The sequence below is a fragment of the Streptomyces sp. NPDC005774 genome, from assembly GCF_042871645.1.
Taxonomy (GTDB): Bacteria; Actinomycetota; Actinomycetes; order Streptomycetales; family Streptomycetaceae; genus Streptomyces; species Streptomyces pratens.
This window is the reverse complement of sequence record NZ_JBIAIV010000004.1, coordinates 64227-80038: the sequence shown is the minus strand read 5'-3', so window position 1 is coordinate 80038 and position 15812 is coordinate 64227. Positions and strand designations below refer to the sequence as shown.

Below are 15812 nucleotides of genomic sequence, written 5' to 3'. Positions count from 1 at the left end.
TCACCTCTCCTTCTGCAGTACGGACAACGCGGCGATGAGTTCGGCCTGGGGTTCCGGATGCACCTCGAGCGCGTCGAGCGGCGCGAGCCGGCGTTCGCGTTCGGCGTGCATGACCCGGTTCACGTACTCGATGAGCAGCCGCCCGCCCCGGTCGCGCAGCCGCACCGCCCCCTGCGCGCCGATCCGTTGGGCGAGCTCCTCCCCCGCGGTTCGCGCCCGGCGCCCGCTCAACAGCGCCGTGGCGGTCAGGGCGGCGACCGTCTCGGGATCGGGGGCGGCACCGCGGTCGAGCTCGCGGACCTCTTCCTCGGCGTACTCCTCCAGCTCGCGCCGCCACCGCCGTACGGCCAGCCCGATCCGGTGCTCGACGCTCTCCGTCGCCCCGTCACGGTCGGCGAACTCCGGTGACTTCGCGGCCGGCTCGCGCCGCCAGGCGGTGTCGACCCGCTCGTCGGCGGCGGCGACGGCGCACAGCAGCAGGGCACTCAGGCCCTCCACGAGGGTGTCGAGGAGCTCGCCGGGCGTGCAGTCGAGCGGGAAGGCGCGCCACCGCTTGAGCGCGTCGCCGGCGAGCACGGTTCCGGCCTGCAGCCGGCCGCGCAGGCGTGCGTGCTCCTTGTCGTACGCCCCCTCGACGGCGGAGGTGAGCCGCAGCGCGGCGGCGTGCTGCGCGGCGGCGGCACCGGCGAGTTCCGGCATGCGGGAGTTGAGGGAGTCGAGGATGCCGTGGGCGGTGCGCGCCATGACGTGCGCGCGGGCGGCGGGGTCCTGCGTCTGGTGGACGAGCCAGGTCCGCAGCGACGCCACGGCGGAGGCCGGCAGGAGTCCGCCGCCCCAGGCCGACTCGGGCAGCTCGGGCACGGTGAAGCGCGGTACGTGGCCGAGTCCGGCCTTGGTGAGGAGGGCGCCGTACTGCCGGGACACCTCGGACACGACCTGGTGGGGTACCCGGTCCAGGACGGTCACCAGGCTGACGTCGTACTCCTTGGCGGCGCGCAGCATGTGCCAGGGCACGGCGTCAGCGTAGCGGGCGGCGGTGGTGACCATGATCCAGATGTCCGCGGCGCAGATGAGTTCGGCGGCGAGGACGCGGTTGTCGGCGACGAGGGAGTCGATGTCGGGGGCGTCGAGCAGGGCGAGGCCGGGCGGGACGCTGTCGGCGGTCTCGATGCGCAGGACGCGTGCCGGGTTCTCTCCCGGGAGCAGCAGGTCGTCGACCTCCCGCCGAGGACCCCATACGCGCGTGAGGTCGGGCAGCACGCGCATTCCGCTGAACCAGTGGTGGTCCTCGGGGTGGCAGACGAGCACCGGGGTCCGGGTCGTCGGCCGCAGCACGCCCGCCTCGCTGACGCGCCGCCCCACGAGTGAGTTCACCAGGGTGGACTTGCCGGCCCCGGTGGACCCCCCTACGACGGCGAGCAGCGGCGCCTGGGGCTCTCTGAGCCGGGGCACCAGATAGTCGTCGAGCTGTGCGAGCAGTTCGTCGCGGTTGGCACGCGCGCGTGAGGCCCCCGCCACAGGCAGCGGGAAGCGTGCGGCGGCGACACGGTCGCGCAGGGCGGAGAGTGCGTCGAGCAGCTGAGGCCGTACGTCCAAGGTCACCACATGTGAAGAATGCCCAATTTAATGGGAATTCTGAAGCATATGACCATGTCTGCGCGCCGATCTAACACACGCGGATGGAAGGGGCGACCGGGGCGCGTGCACAGCCCAGGCATAACGAGTGCACAACACCCGATGCGCGAGGGGCCAAAATCGGTGCGCGATTCGTACCCGCCTGCGATTATCGGGACCGCTTTACCGAACCTCCACATCGAGCCACGGAGGCGAGGCGACAGGGGCAAGGACGCGGGAGCCCTATCCTTGTCCCCGGCGACGTCAGGGCCCGGGGACACCCGGGCACCACGACAGTGGCCACCACACCCGGCCCCCGTAGCTCAGTGGATAGAGCAGGCGCCTTCTAAGCGCTTGGCCGCAGGTTCGAGTCCTGCCGGGGGCGCAAACACTGTCTGACCTGCGAAAACGTCAGCCAGACACCCCAGCCGGAGCGCTGTGACTCACCCGTCCGATAGTTGGGCAAGGTGAGTCGCCGACTCGACTTTGCCCAGCTCTCACGAGAGAGCCACAGGCATGACACGGAGCCCTCTGCGCACACAGCAGAGCACGAGCAAGAGCACACGTCGTCTCACGTCCGTACGGAGCACACACGAGCGTGAGGACGCTGCCAGCACGCGCGCACACGTACTAAGCGACTACGCAACGCACCTGCGGGCCAGCAACAACAAGCGCGGTAGGCCCTACGCCGAGAAGACAGTCACCGCGTACACCAAGGCAGCGCGCACCCTCGACCGCTGGATCACAGCCCAGGAGCAGACGGCGGGCACATCACCGCAGCTCAGCACGGCGGGTGTGGTACAGCCCACTAGCTTCCTGGACTGCGACGCCCCAGCCCTGAACCTCTTCTTCCGCGCGCACTACGACGGCGGGAAGGGCGACCGACAGGGTGGCACTCACACCCTCCAGCGCAACTTGCGCCCCTTCTTCAAGTGGCTGGAAGCCGAGTTCGACCACGAGAACCCCTACAACGACGCACGGCTCCAGCGCTACGCGCACCCGGAGGACGTTCGCCCACAGACGCTGTCCGTCGAGTTCATCCGTGACCTGCTCCAGGTCACAGGCGGGGGCAATCCTCGGGTCCGCGCATTCGAGAAGGTCAGGGACCACGCCATCATCCGGGTACTGACGGAGGGTCTGCGAGCCGAGGAACTTCTCTCCCTGCGACTCGACCATCTGCACCTGGACCAAGGGCTCATCGGCCCAGTGACCCCACTGAAGGAGGCGAGGGCCAGTGGTGAGGGCCGCATCATCCCGCTTCAACCTCGGACAGTCGTGGCGATCACGCGGTACCTGCGGGCGCGAGAGAGTCACCGCCGAGCGAACCCGAACTCCCCCGACTACACCGAATGGCTCTGGCTCGGGACACGCGACCGAGACCGGCTCACGTACTCGGGTCTGTACCGGATGCTGAACCGCCGGGCCGCTGACGCTGGGTACGGCAACCCGGACAACCCCGAGTCCAAGTCCATCGTTCACCCGCACCAGTTCCGGCACACGACCGTGGATGACCTGCTGTCGGCTGGTGTGTCCGAGGGCGACGTGATGACCATCGCAGGCTGGAAGGACCCGTCTATGTTGCGGCGGTACGCGGCGGACATGGCAGCGACCCGAGCGGTGAACGCCGTCAAGCGCATGGGCGACCGCTACTGACCAGCGGCTAAGCACAGGCCGGCGAGCACAGCCGAGGGCTGGTGTGGAACGTCCCACACCAGCCCTTCACTCGTCGCCCGTCACAAATGAGCCCATGCCTGGCGTGGTCACGAGTAGTCCTTCCGCGCGGAGAGCAGCCACGACCTTCCGGGCCGTCATCTTGGCTACGCCCCATTCACTCTGGATCCGCGACTCACTGATCAGGGTGTCGGGCGGATAGGTGCCGTCCTGGATGCGCTGCCTGATGACGTCTGCAATCTGCTGCCACCTCGGCCGTTTCGGGTCCCACTGCGGCTCTCCCATACCTGGACGCTACGTACGCATACACGGGCGGGCATGTGCAGGTGGGTCTATAGGGAGGCATAGACAGGCATAGACTGTGGTCGCTAATGTGACGCGGACAACAGCACAGAAAGACCCCCGCGACGGGTGGAGCCGTCCGGGGGCGTGGCCCGCACTAACAAGGAGTGCAGACGTGCGAACTCTACTGGCCCTCATCCTCTCGTGGCTCATGCCCGCCCGGGGGAAGCGCCGACGACCGGCCGAGGGGCTCGACAGTGTCGAGCCCATCACCGCGGATTCTCCGACCCGGCGGCTGATCATCTCGCGCGACGCGGTGGGTGTGGGACGTCCCGCCCTGTTCATCGAGGTCGACGGGTTGCCGCTCGTACGGCCCTACCTCATCGCCCACGAGCGAGAGCAGGAGCGGCGACGACAGAAGGACCGGCGAACCGCGCTCACCCTCGCAACCCTCGGCATCGACTTCCACGGAGTAGCGGTATGACCCAGCCCGAGAGCACCCGGCCCCAGTCTCAGCCCGAGCCTGACAGCAGGCTTCTCCGTCTCCTGCCGTGGAGCGATGACGACGGCAAGACGGCTCTCCTGTCGACCGACGGCACCGAGACGTACATGTCCCGTCTCGCGGACAGGGTTGAGGAACAGCAGATCGAGACGGCCGCCATCGTCCTGAAGATGACCAAGCCGATGGTCGAGGACGGCGCGAAGCTCACGGTGCCTGAACTCCGTTGGGCCGCACGGCGGCTCATCGAGAGCCTGACGGAGCTCCTGATCATCGCCGAGAGCAGGGGCCAGCGCATCCCGCCGTACAGGGAGCCCGACGACGAGTAGGCACCACCTCTAGACGGGAGCCCCGAGACTCCGCCTGCGCCGATGGGTCTCGGGGCTCTCTGCTGGCTCTGGCCAGCGCTTGATAACGACTCTCCACGGAGTCCAGCCATTTCTCTCGGAGTGGCTCGCGTACTCCGAGAGCGTCACACCTGTCAGCAACACAACGACCCGGGGGGAACCCGACATGACCGCTACTCCTGTCACGCGCTTCGACCACAGCAACTGCGATCACGAAGCCACCAAGACCGATCGCGCCAAGTGCAGGAAAGCCATGCGCGAAGCCGCTACCGCTGAGGGCACGTCGAAAGCTCCGGCGAAGAAGACGGCGGCAAAGCCCGCTGCTGCCCCGGCTGCGAAGAAGAGCCCGACGCGCGCACCGGCCAAGAAGTCGCCGACCAAGCCGACGGGTGACACGGCGGAGTAACCCTGTGTCAACAGAGAAGCCCGGCACTCCCCGCGGGTGACCGGGCTCTCTCGTGGACTCGCCGGCATAGCGGAAAGCTCTGTGCGCGCGCCTGGCGAGATCGGTTGTCGTCGCGAGTGTCTGACACTGACATGCGCCTGCCCGGCGCCGAGAGGCGCGCCTGAACACCGTTTGGGAGTAAGGGAGCGCGTGACGCTCGCTCGCACTTGCGAGACGAAACACACAAGAGCCCCGAGACTGAGGGGAGTTGAGCGAGTCCCGAGGCTCATCCGACCATTAGTTCTAAACCCGCAGGTCAGGTCCCCCGTATTGACGCAATCAAAAAATCAGACCACCATGAGGCCTCGGCTGCTTGCTTCTGGGGCGAGCGCACCCCGCGAAAGGAACTGCCGTGCCGAAGGGGCATAAGTGTCCGAACTGTGGCAGGAACACGCTTCAGCCGTACACCACTAACCAGTTGAGGTGTTCCAACTGCGACACGATCGTGAAGAAGGACCGACTCTCCTGAGCTGCAAATACCTGTTCCGCTACGGTCGGCAACCCAGCAGAGAAGCCCGGCACTCGTCAGAGTGACCGGGCTTTTTCGTGGCTCCATGTACCACTCCTGTTTGAAGCAGCACCAGTCGTGGCTAAGTGCGTTAGGGGTACGTAGCTCGCCGGCACGCGCTGACCAGCCACTCCTCAGCGTCAACACTGAAAAGCTCTGGGACGCGTCTGGCGAGATCGCTCTCTCACCTGAGTGTCTGACACTCATTCGCTCTGTCGGGAGCCGAGAGGCGCTATACAGCGCTCCTAACACTGAGATGCGCGCGAGAGTGTGAGTGCAGACGCACGAGACGACTAATACTCCAGCTGTAGATCGTGATCTTCATGTCTGATTCGCGGCTTGTCGTCGGTAATGACTGGCCCGGGCTCGGGCCTGATGGCGGCGTCGCCAGGCGGACCATCGGAGCCGGTGGGCCACGTCGCGCATGGGCCGGACTAATGCTGTGAACAGTCGCTGGATCTCGTTGCAGGTGAGCGGGATCAGCCCGTCCGGGGCGGGCCGGCGGGTGTGTTCGTCGGCGCGGACAACGGCGAGAAAGGCGTGAGCGAGCATGGCCAGGGTGACCCAGCGAGACCACGAGGTGAAGCGGCGGACCTGGTGCTCGTCCAGTCCGGCCAGGCCCTTTCCGGCCTGGAAGGTTTCCTCCACCCGCCACCGCGATCCGGCGACGCGGACCAGCGTGGCCAGCGGCACCGAGGCGGGCGACCAGCAGCGGTAGTAGGCGAGTTCACCGGTGGTGCGGTTGCGGCGGATCAGCAGCCGGTGACAGCCGGGCCGGGGTTCGGCCAGGTCGATGACGGCCCAGTCGTAGAAGCGATGCCCCTTGGCACCGGCCCCCGCCGACAGCTTCTGCCAGGCCCACTTCGGCACCTTCGCGGCCAGGGAATCCGAGCGGAACTTCCCCGCGCCGGTGGTGGCTTCGGCCGAGCAGGCGATGGCGAGCACGTAGCCGACCTGGCGCTCTTCCAGCGCGGAGCGCAGCTTCGGATTGCCGCCGTAGACCTCGTCGCCGGCGACCCAGCCCACGCGGTGCCCGGCATCGAGGAATCGGCCGATCATGCGGGCGGCCAGCTCCGGCTTGGTCGCGAAGACGGTGTCCTCGTCCAGGCCCGCGGCCCGGCAGCGGTCCGGGTCGCACGTCCAGGAGCGCGGGATGTACAGCTCACGGTCGACCGCTGCATGCCCACGCTCGCCGGCGTAGACGAGGTAGACGGCGACCTGGGCGTTTTCGATCCGTCCGGCCGTGCCGGTGTACTGGCGCTGGACACCAACGGTGTGGGTGCCCTTCTTCAGATCGCCGGTCTCGTCGACCACGAGGACTGCCTGGTCGTCGTGCAACTGCTCCACTACGTAGTCGCGGACATCGTCACGCACCGCGTCGGCGTCCCAGGAGGCCCGGCACAGCAGATGCTGCATGCCGTGCGGAGTCGCTTCCCCGGCCCACTCGGCGATGCTCCAGCAGGTCTTGCGCGGCAGGTCCGACAGCAGCCCGAGTACCAGCCGCCCGGCCCGGCGCCGGGGCTCAACCCGGGCGAACCGGCCGGCTATGCGCCCCATAAGGGCCTCGAACGCCTGCTGCCAGCGGGCAGGATCTACGCTGTGACCTGCGGCCACCGCATGATCGTTTGTCTTCACACACCGATGATCAACGGTGGCCGCACCTATAGCGAGCATGAGGAGCCCCGTGCAGGTCGCCGGAGTCGACATCTATGTGAATCACCCCGTGCTGCACCTGGGAGCGACCGACTGGATTCCACTCTCCCTCGCTCTGGACGCCGCCCCCGCGGCCAGCTGTGACACCCACGTGGCCGTTCGGGTTCGAGCTCAGAGGGGACTCATCAAAGTGCGTCTCTTCACAGAGCCCCAAGCGTCGGAGGCCGACGGGCCCGACCCGGAATTCATCACGGTCTTCGACGGCTCCCTCCTGCTGCCCGACGGCCGCATCGCAGTCGGCGATGTTGAGCAACTGACCCGCTTTGTGCATCGAGTGGGCGACCGTGGTGAGTTCAACGTGTGCGTCGCAGTGGACTCGCCGGGGCCAGACGCCAGTGCCATCGACATCACTATCGCCCGCCCCGGCAAGTGATCTGCGGAGACGGCCACCTCGGCGTATGCAGGCCGCTCAGCAGCGGTCCCATTCGCGAGCAAGATCACGATCTACAGCTGGAGTACTAAGACCGTGTCCTACGTGGTGAGGCAGACGGGTCGCCTGCAGCAGCACAGGGCTGCAGGCGGGTCCAGGCGCCTCCGGGTACGTCCAGGTCAAGCGTGCTGCCATCTGCATCAGGTTCGTGCCGAATGCGCTGGCGCCGTCGCCGGTTCATCGCGTTCCGAGCGTCGCTGTCGGTGGGATACGCGAGACTGTCGATGTGTTAATCGGTTACCTGGTCGCGGTTGTCCCTTGGATGGCTACTGTAGCGATCGTTCTACTCCACGTTCCTGGACCGGCTCAGCGCTGGTGGTTGGGGTCTTTGGACCGCTTCGAGCGACTACGCGCCGCCTCGGGGGTGCGTCGAGCTGCCCCGCTTCTGACGCAGCTACTGCTGCTACCGCCTCGAATACAAGATCGGGTCGGCGGCCACAGATTGGCCCCTCAGTATGTCGTGCGGTGGTGGCGCGCTCTGCCCCTGGCCACGCTAATCAAGACACTCCGGTTGGGCTTGCTGCTCTTCCTCTTGGTGCACGTCGACGACATGGCCGACTGGGAGCATCTGCGGTTGAGCGCGGATCCGGGACCGCAGCCTGGCGTGGTGCAGGCACTACTCAGCCGCATCGTGGCTGTGCCAATGGCGGTGCATCTCTGGGACTTTCCCGCGATCAGCAGCGTAACGGTAGTTCTCTTCTGGGCCCTGATCTTCATCGCTGAGGTGCGGCTCCTCAAACGCATGAACCTAACCAGCTATGGCAACGAAGCGACGCATGCCGTCTATGACCTGGAGGCCCTCGCCGGGTATCCGGCCAAGGAGAGTGCGCGAATGGAGGACCGGCGCTGCTGGCCTGTCGTTGCACTGCTGACGGTTGCAGCCCAGTGCGCCACAGTTCTCCGTCGCTGGGAGGAAACCCAGCCGGACTGCCAGATCCCGCGCGTTTCCGTGCAGCCGGTTGAACGCGCCATCTGGAGGGCTCACCGCACCCGACGTGCCAGAGCCAGACGCCACAACGAACGGCAGTTCAAGGCACATGCCGCACTTGTGGTGGGCGCGCTACGAAGAGCCGAAGCACGGCAGGACTCCGAGCCGGGCCGCGCCCTTGAAGACCTCACCGTGATGCTGCTGACAATCGCTGAACGCTACGCCGAGGGCCGTATCGACGACCTTCTCGACGCAGATCAACTCGCCGGCGTGGCTCCGGCCGCCCCGAGGGAGCGATTGCGGGTGGTCGTGGTGGGGGGCGTGGTCGTGCTGGTCATGGCTGGTGCGGCCGTCCTCGGGCTGCCCGATGCTGCACTCGTCCCTTTGCTGCCGGTGGTGGTGCTGTTCGTTGCGGTCGTCTTCAACCGCGGCCGGATCCCAACTGCGGGGCAGCTCACCGATTTAATTATCCCTCGGTGAGGGCGGAGAGACCATGTTGAAGCCCTATCCGCCTCACCACATAGGACACCGTCTAAGCGGCGAGAGCTTCGCGGGTTGGTGTGGAACGTCTCCGTCTGTGCCGTGCTCGGGCGCACGTCCGGCAGTTCCGATATCCCCTGGGGTCCACATACGTGTTCTCAGGGGTGTACTCGTGGCCGTGCGGACAGTGAGTCTTCTGGGTGCACCAATGCCGCCCGCGCTCGGCTCGCTCCCGCATGTTACTTCTCTGGTCGCCCACCCGAAGGCACCGGGGATTGCAGCACGCCGCCACGTCACAGTCATGGGTAACTAGCTCGTCCTCTTCCAGTTCGAACCCGAGGATCTGTTCCACGAGCCACCGGTGAGGGCGGACTTTCTTACCGCCCACGCGGAACACTCCGTAGCCCTTCTCGGTCCGAGGGCCCTTCCACACCCAGCACGAGAACTGACCGCCTGACATATCCAGGTTCACGGTAAAGAGACCAAGGGTTTCCGCGTCGATATCCATAAAGCCACGCTACCTAAGGTTCTGCGGCATTGCCCCACGTCGGCGCCCACCTATCTTACCTTGACAACGATGTCAATTGGCTTCATTCTTGAAATGAGGAATTAAAAGGGGGTGTATGTGGTGCGTCGAAATAGCGAGTTGGCCGAGAGTTCAGCGAAGTTCCATGAGCTGTGGATGCAGCGAAAGCCCGTCGCTGAGATTGCCGGAGAGACGGGACTCACACAGCAGGCTGTGTGGTCTCGAATCACCCGCGCCCGGAAGGGCTACGCCAACACGAGGCCACAAGACGCGCGAGCGGATGCCGCGCAGCGGCTGGATGACGTTATTGGGCGTTGCTACACGGACCTCTATCAGCAGGAACTCAAGCCAACCGAACGCGCGGCCTTCCTGCACGTGATCGCGTACTCCGCCGTGGAGCAGGCGAAGCTATACGGCCCGGTGACTTCGGCCGTGCCGGAACACAAGGAAGAGGAGTAGGGATCATGGTCGACAAGGTCGGTCAGCAGCTTTGGGCCGAGCTGAAGGGCGTAGACCCGTCGGAGCTTTCCGAGGAAGAGGTGACCACCGAGAACCCGGCGGAGGCCGCCACCCGCAAGCTCGCCAAGAAGCTCCGGGAACAGGGTGTTCCCTTCGCGGACGACGTGGCCCGCCATCGGGTGTCGAGGGCGATCAGCAAGGAGAACGCGGAGCAGGAGCGCATCCGCGACCGCGAGTACGACATGGCGAGGCATCGCGCGGAGGCCGAACGCACCAGCACCGAGTCTCTCCGCAAGCTCCACCGCCAGTCGGCTGGCTACCAGGTGGACGACTCCGACGGGGACGACGAGTGATGACCGCCAAGACCGCGACGGCATCGAGCCGTGACAACGTGCTGAGTGCCCTACGGGAGAAGCCGGAGGGCCTGACCAGTGCCGAGCTGAACGCCCGGTTCCCGAGGCTCGGTTACGACCGCATGGACGACATCATCCAAGCCCTCTACGACGACGGCCTAGTCGGCCTCGACACCGTGAGCGAGCCCGGACGAGCACGCTGGAAGGCGTAGCGGCACACAGGCCGGCTGGTGTGGGACACGGGACCGAGAGATGTCACGTCCCACACCAGCCCTCTCTTATGTTCAAATCCGCGGGGAGGTGATCAGCCGTGAACTACTGGGCTTACCTGGCTTACCTGGACGATCTACAGGATGACTGGGAAGAGACTTACGGCGACAGCATCCACTACGCCAAGGGGACCATCGTTCAAATCCTCCAGGAGAACCCGGACGGCGTTACACCCCAGGATCTTTTTCGGCGCATGAGGCGTGTTCATCGCCATCGCGGACGACTCGGGTCTCGGTAAGGGCACGTCCATTGGTACGGCGCGCGACTGCATCGAGAACCCGTACACCCTCCAGAGCATCAACCTCGGCTCGGGCGAGGGCATCGGGCATCAGTTCATGGAGCGGGTCGGCGGCGAACTTAACCAGCACACCGAAGCCGTGATGTTCCTGGTCAACGAGATCGACAGCCTTACCGCGATGCAGGGGCGCAGCGCCAGCACGGTCACGCCGACGCTGTGTTCCGCGTGGGTGGGTGAGCCGCTGGGCTTCGCATACGTGGACAAGAACAAGCGTCTGCCGATGGCCGAGCACACGTACCGCCTCACGCTCGTGTGTGGTGTCCAGCCGAAGCGGGCGCGGTCGCTCATCGAGGCGGCGGGCTCGGGTCTGCCTCAGCGGTTCCTGTGGTTCCCTGCCCTGGATCTGGGTGCGCCGGAGCTGGACGACGACGTGGTGGCGCCGGAGCCTATGCGGTGGATGCTCCCGGGGGGTGATCTGGAGCGTGCTTTGGGTGCGGGCAGTTACTCGGTGCCTGTCGCCGCCTCGATCCGCCAGCAGATCCGTAAGGAGCGCAGCGCCCGGATGCGTGGGCTCATGCACGTGGATGAGCTGGACTCCCACCGGAACCTGTCGCGGCTGAAGGTGGCAACGGCTCTCGCGTTTCTCGACGGGCGCGCGGACGTGAGCGAAGAGGACTGGGAACTGTCGGGGACGCTGATGGCCGTCTCGGATGCGACCAGGGGCCATGTCGTTGACGCTCTCCACCGCCTGAAGGTCGAGGAAGCGCGCGACCGGGGCAAGACCAAGGGCGCCGAGCAGATCGCCGCGACGGAAGAGGTGCACAAGGTCAACGACGCGGAAGATTGGGCCTGGGGCAAGATCAAGGCTGAGGGCAGTGTGCGGGAGGGCGAGTTGAAGCGGCGTTGCCCGTCGCGGTTCAAGGACTACTTGCCGGAAGCGCTCGCGCGACTGGAGCGGGACAAGAAGGCGAAGCGGGAGCAGGGCAAGCGCAAGGACAGCGTGAGCTGGCACAAGAGCTAGCGCGTCCACCAACTCGCAACGCAACACGCAACGTTCGTCAACACGCAACGTTGCGTGTTGCTGTGAGACGCAACGACGTAGGCGCAGGACCTATATATAAAAGGTGGTTTTTTAATTTATGTAGTTCTGGGCGTTTTCAGGTAGTTGCGTTTTCGACTCGCAGCGTTGCGTGTTGCGTGTTGCGTGTTGAGCGAGGGAGCAACTCGCAACGCGTGACGCGGCTGTGCGAGCAGACAGACCCGAGAGGGCTGGTGTGGGAGATGTGACGTTGATCAGTGCCGAGACTGAGGCGGACAACGGCGAGAGTGCGTGTTCTCAAAGAGGCGCGTGGGATTGATAGTTCGGTCACCGAATCAAGTGGCCTGGGCTAAGGGCGTGACGAGGTTGCACAGGTGGGTGTGGTGCAGGTCCGTCCTCAGACCAGGGTGCCCTTGTTCGCTTAGAGGGTCCTATGGTTCGGTGACCGAACTTTCTTCGTGGTGGTGCCGTGACAGGTCTGCGCTGCTGGGTGTGGCACTTGTCTGTCCTGTTCCCTGGGTCGCGCCGTAAAGCCGCAGGTAAAACCAAACGGCGATCGAAAAAACGGTTGCCCACGTCTCACAGAACCGGCAGGTGTGCGCTGCTGCCTCTGGGTTCTGACTGTCGGTCATTGAGACTCCGCCGGCCCACGCGAAAGAGCCCCCTCTCATGTCACAACGAGCGGGGGCAACAACGTGGGCATGCAGCAGGGCACACCTGCTACTCTCTTCCTTCAACGCAGGCGCGCCTTCTGACGATCTGCCAGGACCCAGTAGGCGCTAACGGAAGGGAGAGCGGGTGTGCTGCTCGATGCTCCACAGTACCCGCTTAGACATGGCAATGCAATGCTTAACGCGGTACGGGGGGCGGTGGTGACCAAGTGAAAGACTGGCTGAGCCCCGAGTTCATCACGGCGCTGGCAGCTCTAGTGACAGCCCTCACCGGGGCAGTCGCGCTGTTCATGCGGTAGGCCCAACGCGCCCCCTTCCCGTTCGAAGGGGGCGCCAGAGCCGAACGCCTCACCGGGCCGTCTCCGGGCCGTGAGAGGGCGCGTTGCTGGATGAGGCCCTGACCCTTTTCTGTCGGCAACAGGCATACTCCGCAGTAGCCATGCCGCCCCGTCAGATGGGTGAAGCACCTGTTCCAGGGTGTTTATGGTCAGGTGCTTACGCCTGTTTGGGTGAATTGACCCAGGCTGTGCCACCGCTCTAAGCTGCGCGTTTGTCACAGCACCTCGGGACCGAAGTCGCAGCGCCTTCTAAGCGCTTGGCCGCAGGTTCGAGTCCTGCCGGGGGCGCCCAGTGACGTCCTCCTTCCAGGAGGACGTTTCGCCTGTTCGGAAAGCGTGGTGTTCGCCTCGACGGTCACGTCGGACGGACGCACCGGGGAGCACCCTCACTCCGGTTGGCAATGACAGACACCGGAGGTCTTGTCTCCGTGTGAGCTGTCGGTCTCCTGTCGCTCCAGGGTATTCCCCGGTGACGTCGCTGCAGGGGGTCTCCGGGGAGTTCGGCGTACTCCTTGCGCAGTTCCTCGATCAGCGGGTGCGTCTCCGGGAAGGGGAGGTCGTCCAGGCGACCGATGGCCCGGATGCCGATGGCGGCGTTGGCGGCGAAGGCCGCGTCGAATCCGGTGACGTCGGCGATTTCCACGGTGGTCGAGACCGAGGCGTGCCCCTGTCGGAACAGCCGCATGGTGGTGCCGGCCAGGCTCTCCGCGTCCGGCCACACCACCTGCTCGCCCAGGCCGAAGCCGATGTTCCAGGTACCGCCTTCGGAGAGCGCGGACCGGTCGTCCACGCACAGCGCGTCGTCGAAGCCCGCGCGCTGTGCGGCGCGCCGGTGCCGCAGCGGGCCGAACAGCCCGACGCTCTTCACCTCAGGCATGTCCCGGGTGTACACAGCCGACCGGACCCGCAGCGGCGGAAGCGGCGGGTTTCCGGCGGAACGGGTGGTCACCAGCACGTGCGGGTGCGCGTCCGGTCCGATACGGCCCAGCTCCAGCGCCGGACGCCCCGGTCCACGTGCGCGCCTCCATGGCCCACCTCAACCTCGTCGAGATCCACCCTTGGAAGGACGGCAACGAGCGCATGTCCCGCGCCCTGTCCACCCTCGTTTTCTCCCGCGAGGCACTGATACCGCCCGAGTTCTCCTCCATCGAGGAGTGGCTCGGCCGCGGCCAGAACACCTATGCCTACTACCGGATCCCGGAGGAGATGGGTGGTCCGCATCGGAGCCCTGAACGGGGCACCCGCCCCTGGATCCGGTTCTGTCTGACCGCCCACCACCGCCAGGCCCAGCAGGCCCAGCGGCGCTTCGATGTAATGTCCCGCGCCTGGACCCACCTCGTCGAAGCGGTGGAGGAGACCGGCCTGGACGAGCGCGTCGTCTACGCACTGCTCCCGGCCTTTTCGGACGCCAAGGTCCGCCGCACCGTCTACCAACAGGACGCCGACCTCAGCGACCAGCAAGCCATCCGCGACATCCGCGAACCTGTCAGCCGAGGCTGGCTCGTCCCCTACGGCAAGGCCCGTGCCCGCCGCTAAGCGCCCGGCCCTCTCATGGATCCCGTCCGCGAAGAGATCCGGCAATCGCTGGAGCCCTGCACCGATCCCTACCGCCGGCCTCAGTGACGGTGTATCGGGCCTTGTGGGGGGGCGGTCAGCTGCTCGTGCGGGCGATTTTCCGCGACCGCCCGGCGGGATGGCGACCTGGCCGTGTGCGATGCCGGGACACTCGCCCACGCCTTGGGGAGGACACACCGTCTCAAAGGCGTGAACACTTTGACTGCCACTGTCCTGATACCGCTCTTTTGAGCGCTTACGTGACACATGCCCGCCGACTGCTCACGCTTTGCCGCAAGGCATCCGTCTCCGGCCCCGCAGCGTCGGGACTACGGAGATCCCCTGCACCACCCGGTGGGACACCATCCGGTCCGGAGGCCGGCCGCTCGACATGCGGACCCACCGATGAGTTTCCGGGCCCGTGGCAGTCCCGGGGGTGAGGTTGAGGACGGTTGGGGGAAGGGCTGTTTCATGCCCACCGCAGAGATTCCGGAGATTGACATCCTCCCCCTCCTGAAGGAGGGGGATTCCTACGGCTCGCGCCGTGGGGTTTTCTGCTTCGTCGCCGACTGCCCGCCCGGAGAACTCCGTCGAGGTCTTACACCGGCTCCACAGACTGTCACCGAGAGCCCCTCGGCCAGCACATTCTTCGCTGCGTTCACGTCCCGGTCGTGGGTCGTGCCGCAGTCACACGTCCACTCGCGGACGTTCAGTGGCATCTTGCCCCGCAACGTGCCGCACGCGGAGCACAGCTTGGAGGAGGGGAACCAGCGGTCGATGGCAACCAGGTCCCTTCCGTACCAGGCGCACTTGTACTCCAGCATGCCGCGCATCGTGGTCCAGGCCGCATCCGAGATGATTACGCCGCACAGTCCCGCTCGTCGTTGCCGGACATGGCACGGCAGACGGCCGGGGGCAAGGTGCTCCTGCACTTCACCATGTCGCTGGACGGGTTCGTGGCGGGTCCGGAGCACGCGAGGGACTGGATGACGGGGTTCTCGCACCGCCCCGGCTCATCGAGGAGTACGCGCAGACGACCGGCGCCGTTCTGGGCGGCCGGGACGGCTGGGACGTCTCCCCCGATGCCGGCGCGATCTACGGGGGTGCGTGGCAGGGACCGGTGTTCGTGCTCACCCATCACCCGCAGGACGCGCATCCCGCCGACGGTGTGATGTTCCTGAGCTGCGACGTGGCCGAGGCGGTCCGGATCGGGCTCGAGGCCGCCCGCGGCAAGAACCTCGAGGTCTTCTCGCCCTCCATCGGCCGGCAGCTGCTGGACCGCGGGCTGGTCGACGAGGTGGAGGTACATGTCGCGCCCGTGCTGCTCGGCGACGGGATCCGGCTGTTCGACCACCCCGGTGGCGCCCCCGTCCGGCTCGCCCTGCTCAACGGCGACGATCCCACGGCCGCGGTGAACCTGCGCTACAGCCCGGTGACGTCCGCCTGA

At 66.2% G+C, this 15812-nt stretch carries 16 protein-coding genes, 1 tRNA gene and 1 pseudogene; 13 read left to right on the top strand and 5 right to left on the bottom strand.

Features of this window, described 5'->3' with window-relative positions:
- Window positions 1-1605, bottom strand: coding sequence for a dynamin family protein (locus ACFYQA_RS05710; RefSeq protein WP_388912001.1), 1605 nt, complete (start codon window positions 1603-1605; stop codon window positions 1-3).
- Window positions 1606-1926: 321 nt separating this feature from the next.
- On the opposite strand from ACFYQA_RS05710, the gene ACFYQA_RS05705 reads away from it, so the two are divergent.
- Both ACFYQA_RS05705 and ACFYQA_RS05700 read left to right on the top strand, forming a co-directional pair.
- A tRNA-Arg gene (locus ACFYQA_RS05705) sits at window positions 1927-1999 on the top strand.
- Window positions 2000-2130: 131 nt separating this feature from the next.
- Entirely contained in the window at window positions 2131-3267 is a 1137-nt protein-coding gene (locus tag ACFYQA_RS05700) for a tyrosine-type recombinase/integrase (RefSeq protein WP_388911998.1), read from the top strand.
- Window positions 3268-3333: 66 nt separating this feature from the next.
- Here the strand turns inward: ACFYQA_RS05700 and ACFYQA_RS05695 are convergent, their stop codons facing one another.
- Window positions 3334-3570, bottom strand: a complete 237-nt coding sequence (locus ACFYQA_RS05695; RefSeq protein ID WP_363035674.1) for a winged helix-turn-helix domain-containing protein — start codon at window positions 3568-3570, stop codon at window positions 3334-3336.
- Window positions 3571-3742: 172 nt separating this feature from the next.
- On the opposite strand from ACFYQA_RS05695, the gene ACFYQA_RS05690 reads away from it, so the two are divergent.
- The 3 genes from ACFYQA_RS05690 to ACFYQA_RS05680 all read left to right on the top strand — a co-directional run bounded on the left by ACFYQA_RS05690 (window position 3743) and on the right by ACFYQA_RS05680 (window position 4819).
- On the top strand, window positions 3743-4051 hold the full coding sequence (locus tag ACFYQA_RS05690; protein WP_388911994.1) for a hypothetical protein: 309 nt from the start codon (window positions 3743-3745) through the stop codon (window positions 4049-4051).
- Complete coding sequence (locus ACFYQA_RS05685; RefSeq protein ID WP_388911991.1) at window positions 4048-4395, top strand: hypothetical protein; 348 nt, start codon at window positions 4048-4050, stop codon at window positions 4393-4395. Before ACFYQA_RS05690 ends, ACFYQA_RS05685 begins: the two co-directional genes overlap by 4 nt.
- A gap of 184 nt (window positions 4396-4579) precedes the next feature.
- Window positions 4580-4819 (top strand): hypothetical protein, encoded by a 240-nt coding sequence (locus ACFYQA_RS05680; RefSeq protein ID WP_388911988.1) that lies wholly within the window; start codon window positions 4580-4582, stop codon window positions 4817-4819.
- Between the two features lie 868 nt (window positions 4820-5687).
- Here ACFYQA_RS05680 and ACFYQA_RS05675 read toward each other — a convergent pair.
- Window positions 5688-6923 carry an IS701 family transposase gene (locus ACFYQA_RS05675; RefSeq protein WP_388912384.1) on the bottom strand — a complete coding sequence of 412 codons (1236 nt, stop codon included), beginning with the start codon at window positions 6921-6923 and terminating at the stop codon, window positions 5688-5690.
- 127 nt (window positions 6924-7050) lie between these two features.
- Here ACFYQA_RS05675 and ACFYQA_RS05670 point away from each other — a divergent pair, with 127 nt between their 5' ends.
- From ACFYQA_RS05670 to ACFYQA_RS05645, 6 genes are all read left to right on the top strand, one after another.
- A complete protein-coding gene (locus ACFYQA_RS05670; RefSeq protein WP_388911985.1) occupies window positions 7051-7452 on the top strand; it encodes a hypothetical protein in 402 nt (133 codons plus the stop codon).
- Between the two features lie 574 nt (window positions 7453-8026).
- Entirely contained in the window at window positions 8027-8917 is an 891-nt protein-coding gene (locus tag ACFYQA_RS05665) for a hypothetical protein (protein ID WP_388911982.1), read from the top strand.
- A gap of 619 nt (window positions 8918-9536) precedes the next feature.
- The gene (locus tag ACFYQA_RS05660) at window positions 9537-9902 is read left to right on the top strand and encodes an AsnC family protein (RefSeq protein ID WP_388911979.1); all 366 of its coding nucleotides are present in this window, start codon (window positions 9537-9539) and stop codon (window positions 9900-9902) included.
- Window positions 9903-9907: 5 nt separating this feature from the next.
- Window positions 9908-10255, top strand: a complete 348-nt coding sequence (locus tag ACFYQA_RS05655; RefSeq protein ID WP_388911976.1) for a hypothetical protein — start codon at window positions 9908-9910, stop codon at window positions 10253-10255.
- Entirely contained in the window at window positions 10255-10467 is a 213-nt protein-coding gene (locus ACFYQA_RS05650) for a hypothetical protein (protein WP_388911973.1), read from the top strand. Before ACFYQA_RS05655 ends, ACFYQA_RS05650 begins: the two co-directional genes overlap by 1 nt.
- Window positions 10468-10725: 258 nt before the next feature.
- Window positions 10726-11784: a DUF3987 domain-containing protein gene (locus ACFYQA_RS05645; RefSeq protein WP_388911970.1), complete on the top strand. Its 1059-nt coding sequence runs from the start codon at window positions 10726-10728 to the stop codon at window positions 11782-11784.
- Window positions 11785-13166: 1382 nt separating this feature from the next.
- On the opposite strand, the gene ACFYQA_RS05640 is transcribed toward ACFYQA_RS05645, so the two are convergent.
- Window positions 13167-13766, bottom strand: a complete 600-nt coding sequence (locus tag ACFYQA_RS05640) for an aminotransferase class IV (RefSeq protein WP_388911967.1) — start codon at window positions 13764-13766, stop codon at window positions 13167-13169.
- A 59-nt stretch (window positions 13767-13825) separates the two neighbouring features.
- On the opposite strand from ACFYQA_RS05640, the gene ACFYQA_RS05635 reads away from it, so the two are divergent.
- A complete protein-coding gene (locus ACFYQA_RS05635) occupies window positions 13826-14347 on the top strand; it encodes a Fic family protein (RefSeq protein WP_388911964.1) in 522 nt (173 codons plus the stop codon).
- Between the two features lie 548 nt (window positions 14348-14895).
- Here the strand turns inward: ACFYQA_RS05635 and ACFYQA_RS05630 are convergent.
- Window positions 14896-15222 (bottom strand): annotated as a pseudogene (locus tag ACFYQA_RS05630) (zinc ribbon domain-containing protein); the annotation flags it as partial.
- Window positions 15223-15491: 269 nt separating this feature from the next.
- Between ACFYQA_RS05630 and ACFYQA_RS05625 the strand changes: the two are divergent.
- Window positions 15492-15812 carry a dihydrofolate reductase family protein gene (locus ACFYQA_RS05625; RefSeq protein ID WP_388911961.1) on the top strand — a complete coding sequence of 107 codons (321 nt, stop codon included), beginning with the start codon at window positions 15492-15494 and terminating at the stop codon, window positions 15810-15812.